Source organism: Nioella ostreopsis (assembly GCF_004000255.1).
Lineage (GTDB): Bacteria > Pseudomonadota > Alphaproteobacteria > Rhodobacterales > Rhodobacteraceae > Nioella > Nioella ostreopsis.
Genome location: NZ_RCIQ01000014.1, coordinates 96724 through 114925, shown reverse-complemented (window position 1 = coordinate 114925; position 18202 = coordinate 96724). Strand labels below are relative to the sequence as shown.

13 protein-coding genes are annotated in these 18202 nt (G+C 63.1%); 4 read left to right on the top strand and 9 right to left on the bottom strand.

The window, feature by feature from the left end; genetic code table 11:
• Positions 1-149 precede the first annotated feature (149 nt).
• From EP237_RS15060 to EP237_RS15050, 3 genes are all read left to right on the top strand, one after another.
• Positions 150-6212 carry a choice-of-anchor L domain-containing protein gene (locus tag EP237_RS15060; RefSeq protein ID WP_127561718.1) on the top strand — a complete coding sequence of 2021 codons (6063 nt, stop codon included), beginning with the start codon at positions 150-152 and terminating at the stop codon, positions 6210-6212.
• Between the two features lie 131 nt (positions 6213-6343).
• Positions 6344-7144 carry an inositol monophosphatase family protein gene (locus EP237_RS15055; protein WP_127561717.1) on the top strand — a complete coding sequence of 267 codons (801 nt, stop codon included), beginning with the start codon at positions 6344-6346 and terminating at the stop codon, positions 7142-7144.
• 80 nt (positions 7145-7224) lie between these two features.
• Complete coding sequence (locus EP237_RS15050; RefSeq protein ID WP_127561716.1) at positions 7225-7485, top strand: Flp family type IVb pilin; 261 nt, start codon at positions 7225-7227, stop codon at positions 7483-7485.
• Here the strand turns inward: EP237_RS15050 and EP237_RS15045 are convergent.
• From EP237_RS15045 to fsa, 6 genes are all read right to left on the bottom strand, one after another.
• Entirely contained in the window at positions 7475-7807 is a 333-nt protein-coding gene (locus tag EP237_RS15045; protein WP_127561715.1) for a hypothetical protein, read from the bottom strand. The genes EP237_RS15050 and EP237_RS15045 overlap by 11 nt on opposite strands.
• 664 nt (positions 7808-8471) lie before the next feature.
• Positions 8472-8801, bottom strand: coding sequence for a hypothetical protein (locus tag EP237_RS15040; protein ID WP_127561714.1), 330 nt, complete (start codon positions 8799-8801; stop codon positions 8472-8474).
• A gap of 118 nt (positions 8802-8919) precedes the next feature.
• The gene (locus tag EP237_RS15035; RefSeq protein WP_127561713.1) at positions 8920-9609 is read right to left on the bottom strand and encodes a CDP-alcohol phosphatidyltransferase family protein; all 690 of its coding nucleotides are present in this window, start codon (positions 9607-9609) and stop codon (positions 8920-8922) included.
• Positions 9610-9705: 96 nt separating this feature from the next.
• Positions 9706-10629 carry a tyrosine recombinase XerC gene (locus EP237_RS15030; protein WP_127561712.1) on the bottom strand — a complete coding sequence of 308 codons (924 nt, stop codon included), beginning with the start codon at positions 10627-10629 and terminating at the stop codon, positions 9706-9708.
• 5 nt (positions 10630-10634) lie between these two features.
• Complete coding sequence (locus EP237_RS15025; RefSeq protein ID WP_127561711.1) at positions 10635-11348, bottom strand: DUF484 family protein; 714 nt, start codon at positions 11346-11348, stop codon at positions 10635-10637.
• Positions 11349-11400: 52 nt separating this feature from the next.
• Positions 11401-12054 carry a fructose-6-phosphate aldolase gene (gene fsa / locus EP237_RS15020; protein WP_127561710.1) on the bottom strand — a complete coding sequence of 218 codons (654 nt, stop codon included), beginning with the start codon at positions 12052-12054 and terminating at the stop codon, positions 11401-11403.
• 89 nt (positions 12055-12143) lie between these two features.
• On the opposite strand from fsa, the gene EP237_RS15015 reads away from it, so the two are divergent.
• Positions 12144-14351, top strand: a complete 2208-nt coding sequence (locus EP237_RS15015; RefSeq protein ID WP_420812524.1) for a primosomal protein N' — start codon at positions 12144-12146, stop codon at positions 14349-14351.
• Positions 14352-14478: 127 nt separating this feature from the next.
• On the opposite strand, the gene EP237_RS15010 is transcribed toward EP237_RS15015, so the two are convergent.
• The 3 genes from EP237_RS15010 to EP237_RS15000 form a co-directional block, all read right to left on the bottom strand.
• Positions 14479-15396, bottom strand: coding sequence for an ABC transporter permease (locus tag EP237_RS15010; protein ID WP_206052310.1), 918 nt, complete (start codon positions 15394-15396; stop codon positions 14479-14481).
• Positions 15389-16399: an ABC transporter permease gene (locus tag EP237_RS15005; protein ID WP_127561708.1), complete on the bottom strand. Its 1011-nt coding sequence runs from the start codon at positions 16397-16399 to the stop codon at positions 15389-15391. Before EP237_RS15005 ends, EP237_RS15010 begins: the two co-directional genes overlap by 8 nt.
• Positions 16400-16492: 93 nt before the next feature.
• Entirely contained in the window at positions 16493-18202 is a 1710-nt protein-coding gene (locus EP237_RS15000) for a peptide ABC transporter substrate-binding protein (RefSeq protein ID WP_127561707.1), read from the bottom strand.

The following is an 18202-nucleotide window of genomic DNA, read 5'->3' as shown; positions in this document are numbered from 1 at the left end:
CACGTTCACAGAACAATAATGTGAAAGCAGTGCAATGCAGGCCGGAAACCGGGTTTTCCCAAGGGATTTTCTCCTTGTGACCGACAGGCGCGCGACCAATCGGGTGGTCGCGACGGTCGGGACGTCTTGCGTTGCAGGAGGTCTGAGTAATGCCTGACGCACTCGAATTGAACGTCACCACCACAACCGATGCCACGACGATTGCCGAGACCATTTTCGGGGACGGTATTCAAGTCGTGTCCGCCACGCTGACCGGCGCAGCGACGCAGGCCGGGACCTATTCGGGTGGCGACGCGACCTCTGGCGGGGTGGTGCCGAGTGACAGCGGGGTGATCCTGTCCACCGGCAACGCCACCGATTTCACAACAGCGGGCACGGGGACAAACACCAATACCAGTGCCGGGACATCCACCGGCCATGGCGGGGCGGGGGACGCGGATCTCGATGCGATCTCCTCCACTTCGACCTTTGATGCGGTGGTTTTCGAATCCACCTTCATTCCCGATGACGACTACATCACGATGCAGTTCGTCTTCTCGTCCGAGGAATATCTGGAATATGTGAACTCCGGCGTGAACGACACGCTCGGGGTCTGGGTCAATGGCAGTTTCGTGCCGCTGACCAGCTCTGGCGATACGGTGTCGATCGACACGGTCAACGACAGCTCGAATTCGAACCTCTATGTCGACAACCCGGCCAGCGCGGACACCTACAATACCGAGATGGACGGGTTCACCATCACCCTGTCTTTCAAGGCGCCGGTCAATCCGGGCGAAGAAAACACCATCAGGATCGGCCTCGCCGATGGGGGGGACAACGCCTATGACACCAACGTCCTGATCGCGGCAGACAGTATCCAGACGGTCGCGTTGGCCTTCGAAGACAGTGTCACGATGGAGGCCAACACCACCGCCGTGATCGACGTTCTGGCCAATGATCACGACGCGTCCGGCAATGGGCTGACCGTGACGGAGATCAACGGGCAAGCGGTGATTCCGGGCCAGTCGGTGACGCTGAACACCGGCGAAACCGTTACGCTGAACAGCGACTACACGCTGTCGGTCGCGGCCGATTCCGACCTGGGCGAAACCGTCTTCACTTACACGGTCGAAAACGGCGACGGCGCCACTGACGTCGGCTATGTGAATATCCAGACCGTGGCCGATGCCCCGCTTGACGGCATCGTCGAGGGCAGCGGCGCGGCGGATGTCATCGACGCGACCTTCACCGGCGATCCCGAAGGCGACATGATCGACGCGAATGACGCGATCGGCGTGAACGGGACCACCGGCGATGATGACTATGTCATGGCCTTTGGCGGTGACGATACGGTTCAGTCCGGCGCTGGCGATGACATCGTCGAGGCGGGCAGCGGTGATGACGTGGTGGCTGGCGGAGCGGGCAGCGACACGCTGTCAGGCGATGACGGCAATGACACCATTCATGGGGGCAACGACCCGTCGCTTGGCGGGGGGGCAACACGCAGCCTGAACATCAACAATCAGAGCTTTGAACAGACCGCCCATTCCGACGGGCAGTATTCTCAGGGCATTCCCGGCTGGACCGTTTCGGTTTCCGGTTCGGGGCAGGCAGGCGATTACAATCCGACCAGTTCCGAGATCAATACCGGCACCGTGGATGGCACGGATGTGGCCTGGATCTATCACGGCGGTGGCTCGAACTCGGTTGCGATTTCGCAGACCCTGTCCGAGACCTATACTGCTGGCGACACCTATTCCTTCTCTGCCGATGTGGGCGACGGAGCCTATAGCGGCAGCGGCGATGTTCCCTACCAGATCAATATCTATGCGGGCACGACCCTGATCGGTTCCACCAGCGGGTCCACCGGCAACATCAACGCGCTGACCAATGTCACCGTGGATTCCACTGTCGTCGATCCGTCCCTCAACGGTCAGACGATCAGCATCGAGATCGTGCAGCCGCCAAGCGCCTCCGGCGGTGAGCTGCTGATCGACAATGTCGTCGGCACCGTCACGCCAGCCGCGCTGCCAGAGGATGCTTCAGGCGATCTGATCGACGGCGGCGAAGGCGATGACGTGATCTTCGGGCAGGGCGGCGATGATACCATCGCGCTGACTGACGGGTTTGGAAATGACACGATCACCGGCGGCGAGACCGACGAGACCGATGGCGATACGCTGGATATGTCGGCGGTCACGTCGGGCGTGGAGCTGGATCTGTCCGCCGCCGACCCCGAGGCTGGCACCGTCTTCGAAACCGGGTCGACCGGCGGCGCAACTCAATTCACCGAGATCGAGAACATCATCCTCAGCGCCGGGCGCGACATCGTTCATCTGGCCGATGGCGGCGGTCAGGACGCGGTCGGCGGCTTCGACATCTCCGATTCCGGCGATGGCACGGCGGTCGATCAGCTGGATGTCAGCAAGCTGACCTCGGACGGCGGCTCCACTCCGGTGACCACGACCGATGTCACGGTCAGCAGCGACCCCTACGGCAACGCGGTGCTGTCCTTCCCCGGCGGCGAAAGCATTACGCTGGAAGGCGTCAACCCGCTGAACCTGTCCACGGTTGATGACCTCGTGGCCATCGGTATCCCCGACGGGCGCGATTACATCGTCGAGGGGACCTCCGGCGCGGACACGATCGACGCGGGCTATATCGGCGACCCCGAAGGCGACATGGTCGATGCGGGCGACGCGGCGGACGGATCGAACGATGACGTGATCGAGGCCGGGGCCGGGGACGATTCCGTTCTCGCCGGGGCCGGGGATGACTCGGTTCTGGCCGATACCGGGCATGACACGGTCGAGGGCGGCACAGGGGCCGACACCATTCGCGGCGGAACGGGCGAGGATTCGATCGACGGCGGCGATGGTGCGGATGATCTTTATGGCGACGAAGACGACGACACGATCCTTGGCGGCGCGGGCGATGACACGATTGACGGGGGTCTTGGTGCGGACCGGATCGAGGGCGGCGACGACAACGATTCGATCAGCGGCAATGATGGCGACGACACCATTCTTGGCGGCGCGGGCGACGACTGGCTGCGCGGCAGCGTCGGCAATGACGAGATGTGGGGCGGCACCGGCGACGACTATATCTGGTCGGGCTTCAATGACGACACGATCCGTATCGAGAACGATTTCGGCAATGACACGATCGAAGCGGAAGGCATCAACGAGGTCACCGGCGACGTTCTGGACCTCAGCCTTGTCACAGACGATCTGACCATCGACCTGACGGGTTCGAACCCTGAGGCAGGCACGTTCAGCGACGGCACCTCGACCGCACAGTTCAACGAGATCGAGAACATCATCCTTGGCGGTGGTCGCGATACCATCACCCTGGCGGATTTCAGCGGCGCGGACAGTGTCCAGGCCTTCGACATGACCGACAGCGGCGACGGCTCGACCAACGACCAGCTGGACGTGTCGGGACTGACATCCGACTGGGGCACGACGCCGATCCATGCGGGCGACGTCACTGTCAGCGATGACGGCAACGGCAACGCGTTGCTGAGCTTCCCCGGCGGGGAGTCGATCACTCTGGTGGGCGTTGACCCGAGCCAGTTGGCGACAGAGGCCGACCTTGTGTCCATTGGCATTCCGCCCGCGCCCGATTTCATCGTCGAGGGCAGCTCGGGCGATGACACGATTGATGCGGGCTATACCGGTGATCCCGAGGGCGACATGGTCGATGCGAACGACCATTCGGACGGCTCGAACGATGACAGCATCGAGGCCGGGGACGGCAACGACAGCGTTGTTGCGGGAGACGGGGCAGATACGGTCTGGGGCGGCAATGACGCAGGCGCGGACACCATTCTGGGCGGCGCGGGCAATGACCTGATCAACGGTCAGGGTGGCAATGACAGCATCGACGGCGGCGCGGATGACGACAGTATTGCAGCGGGCGCGGGCGATGACTTCGTCACCGGCGGCAGCGGCAATGACTCGATCAATGGCGGCACCGGCACGGACACGCTGGACGGCGGCAGTGGCGATGACCTTCTCAACGGCGCGGGGGGCGGCGACAGCATCCTTGGCGGCGATGATGCCGACACGATCATGCTGTTCGACGGTTATGGCGCCGACACCATCGCGGGTGGCGAAGGTGGTGTGGATGTCGACGTTCTGGATGCGTCCTGGATAGGCGCTGACCTGACGCTGGATCTGTCGGCCAATGGCGCGGCGGATAATGAAAGCGGTACCCTGACCTCAACCACTGCGGGCGACGTCGCGGATTTTACCGAGATCGAGAGCGTTGTTCTGGGCTCGGGCGATGACAGCGTGACGGGGTCTTCCGGCGATGACAGCGTTGCCATGGGCGCGGGGGCTGACACGGTCGCGGGCGGTCAGGGCGACGACTACATCGCGCTTGGCGCAAATGATGGTGCGCAGGATGTCGTGTTTCTGTCGGATGGGGACGGGTCGGACATCGTTCAGCAATTCGAAGCGCCGATCGACAATGGCAATGGCACCTATACCGGGCAGGATCAGCTGGATGTCAGCGGCCTGACCTCGGATGGTGGCACCACGCCGGTCACCACGAATGATGTGACCGTCGGCAATGACGGTTTGGGAAACGCAGTCCTGTCCTTTCCCGGCGGTGAGAGCATCACACTGGTGGGCGTCGCTCCGAGCGAGGTGGATGGCGTCGCCGAGCTGGTGGCCATCGGCATCCCGGACGGGCGCGATTTTATCGTCGAGGGCACCTCGGGCAACGACACCATCGACGTGGGCTATACCGGTGATCCCGAAGGCGACATGATTGATGCGCTTGATCATTCCGATGGCAGCAACGATGACAGCGTGTTGGCGGATGCGGGCGATGACTCGGTCGTTGCGGGGTTTGGCGATGACACGGTCTTCGGCCAGGACGGCGCGGATACAATCCTGGGCGGGTCCGGCAATGACAGCCTCGACGGCGACGATGTCTTTGCCACTGGCGGGGCCGACAGCATTGATGGCGGTGCCGGAAATGACACGCTGATCGGCGACAGCTTCGATGACACGCTGATCGGTGGGGCCGGGGACGACAGCATCTTCGCAGGGACCGATGACGATCTTGTCTATGCGGGCACCGGCGACGACCAGGTCTTCGGCGAAGGTGGCGACGATACCGTCATTGTCGAAGACGGGTTCGGCAATGACAATCTGATCGCCGGGGAAACCAGCGAGACCGATGGCGACACGCTCGACCTGAGCAACCTGACGGTCGACACCACAATCGACCTGACCAACGCAAACCCGGAAGACGTGACCATCTCTGATGGCACCGACACGATAAATGCCGAAGAGTTTGAGACCCTGATCCTTGGCGGCGGCGAGGACACGCTGCAGCTTGGTGATGGTGGCGGCAGCGATCTGGTCGCAGGCTTCGACATGGGCGACCGTGGCGACGGGCACACCTATGATCAGCTGGATGTCACGGGCCTGACCACCGATGGCACCACGCCGGTCACGGCCTGGGATGTGGTCGTCACCGATACGAATGGCGATGGCAGCGGTGATGCGATCCTGACCTTCCCGGGGGGGGAAAGCATCACGCTGGAAGGCGTGGCGCCAAACCAGGTCGACACGATCCCCGAACTGTTCGCGATCGGCATTCCCTGCTTCACGCCCGGCGCGATGATCATCACCGCCGATGGCGAACGCCCGGTCGAGGACATTCGCCCCGGTGACATGGTGCTGACCGCCGATAATGGCTTCCAGCCGGTTCGTTGGGTCGGCAGCCGCACACTCGGTGCAGCGGAGCTGACCGAACAGCCAGAGTTGAAGCCCATCGTCATCCGAAAGGGCGCGTTTGGCAATGATCGCAAGATGCTGGTCTCTCCTCAGCACGGGTTCGTCATGAAGACCGACAGCGGCGAACGGCTGATCCGGGCCAAGCATGCGGCGGAGCTTTATGGTGGGCAGATCGCGCGGATCGACCGGAATTGCGAACAGGTGACCTATGTCCATATCATGTTCGACCGGCATGAAATCGTGTTTGCGGAAGGTGCTAGGACCGAGGCGTTCTACCCAGGTCCGCAGGCGCTGAAATCCATCGACCGAGAGGCGATGGCCGAACTGCTGACCTTGTTCCCGGAACTGGCGCATGTTGCCTTTGGCGAGGACGGCGCTGCAAGTCGCTTTGGCCCGCCCGCCCGCGACTACCTGTTGGGACGCGATATCCGTGCCATGAAGAAAGGCGCTGTGGGCGCGCACCCGACCAGCGCGGCCTGATCCTGTCAAACCACGTCCCGTCCCCATCCGGGGCGTGGTTGTTCAGGCGGTGCTGAAAAACTGCGCTTCTCAACTTTCCTTTGCTGCGGACTAGGGGTATACGCCGCTTTCGTCTAGCCGAGGAACACGCCATGCAGGGCAGCGCAAATCTCAACATCATGATCAAGGCCGCCCGCAAGGCAGGCCGCAGCCTTGTGAAGGATTTCCGCGAGGTCGAGAACCTTCAGGTCGGGTCCAAGGGGCCGGGCGACTTCGTGTCCAAGGCCGACATGGCCGCCGAGGAAATCCTGCGCGAGGAACTGATCGGCGCGCGCCCCAACTATGGGTGGCTGGGTGAGGAAACCGGGGAAACCCCCGGCACCGACCCCACCCGCCGCTGGATCGTCGATCCGCTGGACGGGACCACCAACTTCCTGCACGGGATGCCCCATTGGGCGGTGTCCATCGCGCTGGAACACAAGGGCGAGATCGTGGCGGGTGTGGTGTTCGACGCGGCGAAGGACGAGATGTTCTATGCCGAAAAAGGTGCCGGTGCCTGGCTGAACGATTCGCAGCGCCTGCGCGTGTCCGGCCGCCATCGGATGATCGACTGCGTCTTTGCGACCGGTGTGCCCTTTGGCGGACGCAAATACCTGCCCGCAACGCTTCAGGATCTGGCGCGGCTGATGCCCGCCTGTGCCGGTGTGCGCCGGTGGGGCTCTGCCGCGCTTGATCTCGCCTATGTGGCGGCGGGCCGCTACGACGGCTACTGGGAACGGGGTCTTCATGCCTGGGACGTGGCTGCGGGCCTTTTGATCGCCAAAGAGGCGGGCGCCATCGTGCAGCCGATTCGCGAGGGGCAGAACCTGGTGGAAGATGGTCAGGTTCTGGCGGCAGCCGAACCGATCTTCGATCAGTTCGCCAAGATCATCCGCGACCGGTCGGAAATCTGACACGCTTCGCGGCATAATCCGTCAAATTTTTGCCTTGGCGGTAAGGCATCATTGTCCTTGGATGATTCCAAGAGGATGCCATGACCTGCGTTGCACAGTTCTGGAATGATGAAAGCGGTTCGGCCACGGTCGAATGGGTGGTCATGACGGCCGCCTCTGTCGCCATGGGTTTGGCGGTCATGTCTTATGTCAGCGAAGGCGTGGAAAACCTGTCGAACGACGTGCGCTCGGCCCTCAGCGGGTTCGAGATCATGACGAGCTTTGACCAGTGGGACGACTTCCGGGCCCAACAGGCAGCAGCGGCAGAGGGCGCCGGGTCAGAGGATGCGCCTAGCGAGTGATCTGACCACCGGTCAGCCCAGGGCCTTCACAATCGTGGGTGCCATCATGGCATTGCCCACGCCCGGATTGCTGATGCATCACATCCGACCAGGAGGGTCCCTCTGCCGCGATATCTGCTGAATTTCTGTCATCGGCAAATTGGACCAGCAGAGCGTTCAGGCTGTATTGCCCGGCGCTGTTCAGCGTTTGGCCCATGGCAGAAAGCTCCGGCATTGGATCGGACGACGGGACCGGCGCTGTTTCGGCGCCAGCGGGCAGCGCTGCGAGCAACAGGAAAGCTCCTGCGCGGATGACGCCGGGGAGATGTGTCAGCTCAATCATGGCGGCGCGGTACGATTGGAAAGGGAACGATCTGTGCCCTTGATCCCTTGCGCGAGGCATTGGCTTTGCGCGGACGGGGCGAGAACAGGATGACGGCTGCAAGATGCGGAGACAGGGGCATGAGGTTGGCTTTCTGTGACTTCAATCAATACAAGTGTATATATCACACTATATAGGATTCGGCAATCGGAGTTTGGCTGAGATACCTGGCAAGAAAAAGCGGATGGCCCTGCCGCTCTCACGGTCGCAGCAGGACCATCCGTGTGAAAATGTTTTGGTGATGAAAAACTTGGGTGTCAGGCCCGGCGAAGGGAGGAGGAGGGAGGGAGGACTGCCGGGCCCGACGAAACTCAGGCGTGATCAGCAATTGCGCCAAGAGGGAAGGGCGCCTTCGGAAGTGTCACTGGCTTGGCCCGGCGAGAACGATCTTCACGGGCGAGAAGGGCGGCGGCGGTGCGGGGCGAGAAGGACATTGGTTCAAGTTCCGTTAGCTGTGTTTCTGTAAGTGTATTAATTACACATTAAGAGGGGTGGTGCAAGCAAAAAGTTTCAACATGACACAAAAAATTTGGATGCAGCTGCGCAGGCCAGGACACCGGACTGCGCAAACGAAAAGGGCCCGCCAACCTTCTCGGCTGACGGGCCCATGCACGGTCATCAGGGATCAGTTGCGCAGGGTCTCCATGAAGGAGTTGTGGCGCTGGTCCAGAATGGCGGAGTTCGCAGCCCCGGTGGCCATCATCTGATTGCCCCAGCTGTGGATGTCATCCATCCGCTGAGCGTGGGCCGCGTAGGGGTCGTAGCTGTTGTAGCCGCCATAGACCGGGGCCTGCATCTGCATGGCATAGGCATCCAGCATGGCGCAGGCCTCGTAGTATCCGGCGCTGCAATAGGCGCTCAGTTCATACATGTCGACATACTGGGCCTCGGCCTGGGAAGCGCCGGAAACGGCAGAGGCGAGGGCAGCGGCAGAAAGAAGAGAGAAGATACGCATGGGTCAAATTCCTGGGTTTGAGTGCGGCTTGGTCTAATAGGTGTAATTTATACACAAACAAAAGCCGGAGTCAAGCCATCCCCGCATTGACCCTGCGTCATTCACGAAAGTCTGAAGATCAGCGTTCTGGCAGAACCTGTTGGGCAACCCCGGCAACAGCCAGATAGATAGAGCTGCCCATCAACCCCCAAAGTGCCCAGCTTTCCGGGTGAAAATCCACCCAAGCGGCCCACCCGGCAAAGCCGGTCCAGGCAATGGCCATGGGCAAGGACACGGCCCGCCAGCGTTCCGTGCGCACCGGGTGGATGAATTTCAGGTTCAGGAACATGCCAACTGAAAACAGAACCACCAGGGCCAGGATCACGTAGAAATTCGGGCTGATCGCGAACAGCACCAGAACCACCATGTTCCAGCACCCCGGAAAGCCCGCAAAGGAATTGTCCTTGGTCTTCATCCGGGTATCGGCGAAGTAGACGACGCTGGCAAAGGTGATCACGATGATCGCCAGCCACCCTGTCCAGCCCGGCAGCAGCCCCGATTTGAACAGCGCATAGGCGGGGATGAACACATAGGTCAGGTAGTCGATGATCAGGTCCATCAGGACCCCGTCGAACTCCGGTGCATTGGTCTTGACCTGGTAGCGGCGTGCCAGCGGCCCGTCGATCCCGTCGACGATCAGGGCCACCACCAGCCACAGGAACATGAGCGACCACTTTTCCTCGACCGCCGCCAGCATCGCCAGCATGGCAAAGACGGCGCCGGTGGCGGTGAACAGGTGAACCGAAAGGGCTTTCATACGCAAAGTCATCGGACTGACATGAAGCATTGTGTCGAGAGAGGCAAGCAGATCACCGCATCAAGCGGGGTTCCCAGGCCGCATCGCAGGGATTTCCCGGTGCAGATATTACGCCTTGGGGTGGGCATTGCGATACACTTCCATCAGTCTCGCCGTGTCCACCGCCGTATAGGCTTGGGTAGTGGACAGGGAGGCATGGCCGAGCAGCTCTTGAATCGCGCGCAGATCGCCGCCTGCGTCCAGCAGATGCGTGGCGAAGCTGTGGCGCATGGCGTGGGGGGTCGCGGTGGCGGGCAGGCCGAGCTGCATCCGGGCGGCTTCAACCACCTTGGCCACCTGCCGGGGGCCAAGCGCCCCGCCACGCACGGCCCGGAACAGCGGGCCATCGTCGGGTAGGTCATGCGGGCAGAGCGCGGCGTAGCGGTCCACGGCGCGTCGGGCGGCGGGCAGAACCGGCACCTCCCGGTCCTTGTTGCCCTTGCCCCGGATGCGCAGCGTATCCGACAGCGGCAGGACCGAGGCCGTAAGGCCAAGCGCCTCCGATATCCGCAATCCGCAGCCATAAAGCAGCGTCACAACCGCCACATCCCGCGCGGCAATCCAGTCGCGGGCGTCCTGTGCGCCGACCCGGTCCATCAGGTCCTGCGCGGCGGGTTCCGATAGCGGTCGGGGGAGTTTGCGCTGGAACTTGGGGGCGCGGGTGGACAGGACCGCCGTGGCGTCGAACCCTTCCCGCTCGGCCCACCATCGGTAAAACCCCTTCACCGCCGACAGCTTGCGGGCCAATGATCGCGCCCCGAGACCCGATCCCCGTTCCGCCGCCATCCAGGCCCGCATATCCCGTGGCCCAAGCGCGCGCAGGGGCGCTAGGCCAAGCTGCGCACCGTGGTGGCCGGTCTGAAACGCCAGAAAGTCCCGCAGGTCGGCCCCGTAGGCGGTGACCGTGGCGGGCGAGCCGCCCCGCAGGCTGCCCACATCCGCAAGCCACGCGTCCATCAGGTCGCGCGCGGCGGGGCTGAGGGCGGTGCTCATCGCGCCTACCCCAGGAACCGTTTCATGCTGCGTTCAAAGACGCCCGTGAAGAAATTCAGCAGGTCGGTGCCCTGACTGGGGCGGAACTGGTGCGGGTCTTCCGACCCCATGACCAGCAACGCCGGCAGACGACCAAGGCCGAGATCCAGCCGCAGCAAGGCCTCGGACGCGATCCAGTCGGCCGCTTCGCCATAGATGCTGGCCGCCCCGGTGCCGACCTGCCGAAGCGTCACGGGCCGTTGCGGCATGTTGCGCCCGGCAGTCAGGTAGTCATCGACGAAACCCGGCGCGACCACGGTCAGCACATCTTCCAGCTTCTGCACCTTGGGGGCGCTGGTTTCCGTCGCCTCGGGGCTTTCCAGAACCAGCCGGATGCGGTCCACCCGCAGGATCGCGGCCACATCGGTGCCGAGCACCTTGAGGAAATCCTCGAACTCCGCCTGATCCAGCAGTTTCAGGATCGCGCGGTGGATCTGGTTGGTACCGGCGAGGTTTTCATAGGCCGCCGCGATCACGCTGCGATGCGTGTCCTCCAGCCGGTCCAGCCGGTTTTCCAGCCGTTCCATGGCGATGCCGCGCATATCGACGATATTGCCGCCCATCTGGCGGTCATTCGCGGTGATCAGCGCCCGCATCACGTCGCGGTCGTCGAGAATGAGATCCGGGTCGTTCAATACCCGTTCGCGCCAGTCTTCCAACGCGTCTGCCCTTTCGCCCATAAGTGGTCTGCCCCTTGGTGTTTTTATGGTTGGGGCAGACCTTACAACATGTTTAAAGGATTTTCTGCCCTGTTTTTGCCCAGTCCTTCATAAAGCCGTCGAGGCCCTTGTCAGTCAGAACATGAGACGCCATCGCCTTGATCACATTCGGCGGCGCGGTGGCCACGTCGGCGCCAATGAGGGCCGCGTCCTTCATGTGGTTGGCAGAGCGGATTGAGGCGGCGAGGATCTGCGTCTCGAACCCGTAATTGTCGTAGATCGTGCGGATATCGGCGATCAGGTCCATCCCGTCGAGGTTGATATCGTCGAGCCGCCCGATGAAGGGAGAGATATAGGTCGCGCCCGCCTTGGCTGCCAGCAGCGCCTGATTGGCGGAGAAGCACAGCGTCACATTGGTCTTGAACCCGTCATTGGTCAGGATGTTGCAGGCCTTCAGCCCGTCCCAGGTGAGCGGCAGCTTGATGCAGATATTGTCTGCGATCTCGGCCAGTTTGCGGCCCTCGGCGATCATCGCATCGGCTTCCAGCGCCACGACCTCGGCGGACACCGGGCCATCGACCATGGCGCAGATTTCGCGGGTCACTTCGATGATGTCGCGGCCCGATTTCAGGATCAGCGACGGGTTGGTGGTGACACCGTCGACCATCCCGATATCATTCAGCTCGGCGATGGCGTCCACTTCGGCGGAGTCGACAAAGAATTTCATTGGTCTATCCCTCAGGGGTTGATGGCGGGCTCGGGCGTGTCTTACCCCAGCTTAGACGCGGCGGAAAGCCCAACTATGATTGCGGTAACATGAGTGACATGCAGGCAGAGCAGGAATTCTTCGAGGAAGGCAGCCTTGTGGGCGTGCTAACCGCCGAACCGCTGGACCGCGTGCTGGACTACAAGGCGCCCGAGGGCGGCTGCTGGATGGGGGCCTTCGTGCAGGTGCCGCTTGGCCCGCGCAAGGTGCTTGGCGTGGTCTGGGGACCGGGGCGGGGCGATTGGGATCCGGCCAAGATCCGGTCTGTCCTGAAGGTGCTGGACGTGGCCCCGATGCGCGCCGAGATGCGGGAGTTTCTGACCCGCGTGGGGTCCTACACCCTGACGCCGCTGTCGCAGATGCTGCGGCTGGCGACCCGCGCGCCCGGGCTGGCCGACCCGCCCTCAATGCGCAAGCTCTACCGGATGGGGTATGGCGAACCCGACCGCATGACCGATGCCCGCACCCGCGTGATCGCGGTGCTGGAGGAATATGGCGGGGTCAGCTTTACGCTTGGCGAGCTGTCGGAAATGGCGGGCGTGACCTCCTCCGTCATCAAGGGGCTGGTGAAACAGGGCGTGGTGGAGGAGTTCGACACGCCCCGCGACGTCCCCTACCTGCCGCTCGATCCCGAGCGAGACGGCAAGGAACTGACCGAGGCGCAGGCGGGGGCCGCCGCACAGATCTGCGAGGGCATCCGCGCCGGGCGCTATGGCACCACGCTTCTGAAGGGCGTCACGGGGTCGGGCAAGACAGAGGTCTATCTGGAGGCGGTGGCGGAGTGCCTGCGGCAGGGGCGGCAGGCTCTGGTGCTTTTGCCCGAGATTGCCCTGACGAGCGAATTCCTGACCCGCGTGAAGGCCCGCTTCGGCGCGGAGCCCGCGGAGTGGCATTCCGGCGTCACCATGACCGAACGCCGCCGCTGCTGGCGCATGGTCGGGCAGGGGGCGGCGCAACTGATCGTCGGCGCTCGGTCCGCGCTTTACCTGCCGTTCCGCGACCTCGGCCTGATCGTCGTCGATGAGGAACACGACACCTCCTACAAGCAGGAGGACGGAGCGCTTTACAACGCACGGGATATGTCGGTTCTGCGCGCGTCCCTCAATGACGCGCAGGTGGTGCTGGCCTCGGCCACGCCGAGCTTGGAAAGCTGGTGGAACGCGGAATCGGGAAAATACACGCGGATCGACCTGACCGACCGCTTCGGTCCCGCCGTGATGCCCGACATGCGCGCGATCGACATGCGGGGGGAGGATCTGCCGGGCAATCGCTGGATTTCACCGACCCTGCAAGGCGCGGTTCGGGCGCGGCTACAAGCGGGCGAGCAGGCGCTTTTGTTCCTCAACCGCCGCGGCTATGCGCCGGTGACGATCTGCCGGGCCTGCGGCGAGCAGGTGGGCTGTGACCATTGCGATGCGCGGATGGTGGAGCATCGGTTCCTCAAACGACTGATGTGCCATCAATGCGGCGAGACGAAGCCGATGCCAGAGGCATGCCCATCCTGCGGGGTCGAGGGCAAGATGGCCCCTGTCGGTCCGGGGGTGGAGCGGTTGGCGGAAGAGGCGGCAGCGCTTTTCCCGGAGGCCAAACAGGCGGTACTGTCCTCTGACCTTTTCGGGTCTGCCCGCGCGCTCAAGGCCCGGATTGCCGAGATCGCGGAGGGCGAGACCGATATCATCATCGGCACGCAGCTTGTGGCCAAGGGGCACAACTTCCCCCGGCTGACGCTTGTTGGCGTAATCGACGCGGATCTGGGTCTGCAAGGATCTGACCTGCGCGCGGCGGAGCGGACATTTCAGCTGATGCGGCAGGTGGCGGGGCGTGCTGGCAGGGCCGAAAAGCCGGGCACGGCCCTGTTGCAGTCGTTTCAGCCCGATCACCCGGTGATCCGCGCGATCCTGTCCGGGGACGAGGAAGGGTTCTGGCGGGCCGAGGCCGATGAGCGTCGTGCGACGGGCATGCCCCCGTTCGGGCGGCTGGCCGGGATCGTGATTTCCGCGCCCGAGGCGGCGGCGGCGTTTGACCTTGGGACCCATCTGGCGCGGTCGGATGCTCCGATCCGGGCGATTGACGGGATCGTCTACGGCCCCGCGCCCGCGCCGATTGCGCGGATCAGGGGACGGCACCGGGTGCGGCTGTTGGTGAAGGCGCCCAAGGGGGCACCGATTCAGAATGCGCTGCGGCAATGGTTGGGGGGGCTGAAGCTGCCGAATAACCTGCGGGTGGCAGTGGATATCGACCCGCAGAGCTTTTACTGAGCGGTGTTTCGCCGCCTTTGGCGTCGATCCGCGGGGGGATCCTCCCCGTCGCCATTGGGCTTGAACCAATGGCGCATCCAATGGCGACCCCCTGAGGTATTTGGGCCAAGATGAAAGGGCAGGGTCTTTAGCGGCCGCGAATTCTGGGGTCGAGCGCGTCGCGCAAGCCATCGCCGATATAGTTCACCGACAGAACGGTAAGCGAAATGGCAAGGCCCGGCCAGATCACCCGCTCGGGGTTTCTCTGCAGCCAGTCGGTGCCGTCGAACAGCAACCGCCCCCAGGTCGGGAAATCCGACGGGAAGCCCAGGCCCAGGAAGGACAGCGCACTTTCGGTGATGATCGCGTTGGCGATGCCGAGCGTCGCTGACACCATGATCGGCGACAGCACATTGGGCAGCACATGGCGGGTGATCATCCGGTAGGGCGGCGTCCCGATGGACCGGGCGGCCAGAACGAATTCCCGTTCCTTCAGGGCCAGCACATCGCCGCGCACGATCCGCGCGGTCTGCATCCAGCTGGTAATGCCAATGACGAAGACGATCAGGATGAAGATACCCTTCTCCGGCCCGAACTGCGCGCGCAGCGTGTCGCGGAACAGCATGATGATGACCAAGAGCAGCGGCAGCAGCGGCAGCGCAAGAAACAGGTCCGTCAGCCGCATCAGGATGCCGTCGAGCCGTTTGAAATAGCCCGCCAGAACACCCACCAACGTGCCGACAATCAGCGCCAGCAGCATGGCGGTGAGTCCCACAAGCAATGAGGTCTGGCCGCCGACCATGATCCGGGACAGCGTATCGCGGCCCAACTGGTCAGTGCCCATGGGATGGGCCCAGGACGGGCCCTGGCTGCGGGCGCGGATGTCGATATATTGCGCGTCCAGCGTCCAGAAGATCGGGCCCAGAAAGACGAAGATCAGCACGAAGATGAAGAAGGCCGCGCCGATCAGGGCACCCTTGTGGGTCTTGAACTGGTCCCACACATCCCACCACTGGTTGCGGGGCTTCTGGTAGGTTTCCGCTTCGAGCGTGGTCAGATCAGTCATAGCGGATCCTCGGGTCAAGAATGCCGTAGAGCACATCGGCAATCAGGTTGAAGAGCACGATTAGCACCGCGAAGATGAAGGTGAGCGTCTGCACCGTAGGGATGTCGCCACCCTGGATGGCGCCGATCAGCAGATGGCCCAGGCCGTTCACCTTGAACACCTGTTCGGTGATGATGGCGCCGCCAAAGACCTGCGGCACGCCAAGCGCGATGACGGTCACCACCGGGATCATCGAGTTGCGCAGCACATGGACCATCACGACCACCGTCTCGGTCAGCCCCTTGGCGCGGGCGGTGCGCACGTAATCCTGGTTGAGATTGTCCAGCATCGAGGCGCGCATGAAACGGCTGATCTGGCTGGTGATCTGCAGGGCCAGCACCATGACAGGCAGGATCATCTGCTTGAGCTGCACGACGAAGCTGTCCCAGTCCACCACCACGTGGGTTGTGTCATAGACCGACGGGAACCAGCCAAGCTGCACGGCAAAGATCACGATCACCAGAACACCCGAGAAGAAGGGGGGAACCGAGAAACCGACCATGGTGATGAAGGTACCGGCCTGGTCGAAGATCGAATACTGGCGATAGGCCGAGTAGATGCCAATGGGCAGCGCGATCAGGATGCCGACCACGTAAGCGGTGCCGACCACCCACAGGGTCTGGGGCATACGCTGCGCGATGATGTCGACCACCGGGCTGCGGGTCTGCCAGGAAATCACGCGGGTGCGGTCGCCATCGCCGATGGTCCAGCCGGTCCATTGTTCGAAGAGGTTGAGCGGCTCGTTCACGAAGAACTGCTGGAGCCACAACAGGAACCGGATGTGGATGGGTTCATCCAGGCCGAGAGAGGCCCGGATCTCTGCCCGCACCTCTGGCGGGATGGTCAGAGGCAGGCTGGCCGTGGGATCGGACGGGGCCAGATCGAGGATCAGGAAGATGATCAGGCTTATGAACAGAAGCGTCGGGATTGCCATGAACAAGCGACGGATCGTGAAAGTCAGCATGGGCGGGCGCCTCGGTTCAGAAGTCTGTTTTGCTTGGGGTCTTGGGGTGCCGCACCCCTGAAAAGGGATGCGGCGATGATGATCAGATCGCGATCATTCGTCGATGCGATACCATTCTGCGATGTTCCACAGTTCGGAGTCCCAGTCGGACATGCGCACGCCGCCAAGCGAGTTCGCATGGGCCGACACGCCACCACGGTGGATCAGCGGGATGATGGAGTAGGACTGCATCAGCATGTCGTTCATCTCGCGCGCCAGGCGGCCACGCTCTTCGAGCGGTGCGGTCTGGCTCATCTCGGTGACGAGAGCATCATACTCTTCCGAGCAGAAGCGCTGAATATTGGAGCCCTGCCACTGAGTGTCCGGGCCCGGGATCTCGTTGCAGCGCCAGTTGGCCATGTAGGCTTCGGGGTCCACACCAGCGAAGTTGTTGGTGTACATCTCGATGTCTGCATAGAACTTCTGGAAGGTGTCGGGCGACGCCGGGTCACCGCCGAAGAACACGGAGGCGTCGATGTTGCGAAGCTCGGCGTCGATGCCGATCTCGGCCCACCACTGCTTGATCAGCGCCTGCGTGTCCTGACGGACGGCGTTGGTCGAGGTCTGGTAGAGCACGCGCAGCGGAATGCCTTCGTATTCACGCACGCCGTCGCCATCGGAGTCGACGATGCCTGCTTCATCGAGCAGCGCGTTGGCGCCGGCGATGTCCTGGGTCAGACAGCCGTCATTGGCGGTGGACGCATAAAGCGCCGGGGCCGGAAGCACGTTACAGGTGGGCTGGCCGCCTGCGCCGTAGCCGATTTCAACCAGCAGCGCGCGGTCGATGGCCATGGACATGGCCTGACCGATGATCGGGTTGGTCAGGAACGGGTGCGGGCCACCTTCTGCGGTCGACCGAGCGTCGCCAAGGGCCGGATCGGGGTTGAACTGGTTGAGGTGAAGACGCTCAACGCTCGTGCCGAACGCGGTCACGACGGTGCCGATGCCGTTGGATTCCATCTCGGCCAGAAGGGTCGGGTCGATCTGGAGGTTCCAGGCATAGTCGAATTCACCGGTTTCCAGAACCGAGCGGGCTGCCGAAGCTGCGTCGCCGCCGCCCTTGAACACCACGCGGGCGAAGGCCGGCTGGTCGGGGTTGCGGTAGTTTTCGTTGGCCACGAAGGTGATCACGTCGTTCGGGCGGAATTCTTCCACGACGAACGGACCGGTGCCGATCGGGCCAAAGTTGGCCTCGGTGCATTCGGGCGCGGCCGCGCCAAGGCAGTCAGCGAACTGAGCGGCCTGGATGATCGGGCTCTCGGAGCCGACGAAGGCGGTGTAGGGGAAGGGCTTGGGCGCTGCAAAGTTCACGCGAACGGTGCGGTCGTCCAGCGCTTCCACGCTTTCCACGCCGTCGAAGTAGCTGGCCTGCGCACAGCCGCCTTCGGGGTGGGTACAGTACTGCCAGGTGAACACCGCGTCATTCGCGGTCACGGCAGTTCCGTCGGACCACAGCAGGCCCTCGCGCAGGGTCCAGGTGATCGAGGTCAGGTCCTCGGCCACGCCGCCGTTTTCAACGGTCGGAATGTCTTCTGCCATGAACGGCACAAGGTTGCCGTCGCTGTCGAAGCGCGCCATGGATTCCAGCACCAGCGAGGCGGATTCCACCTCTTTCGTGCCGCCCGAGAGATACGGGTTCAGCGTCGAGGGGGCCTGCCAGTAGATGATGTTGAGCTGGCCATCCGAGCCACGCTCGGCCATCGCGGCCACCGGGGCGAGGGCGAATGCCGCCGCGGCCCCTAGCATGAGATGTCTTAACTTCAT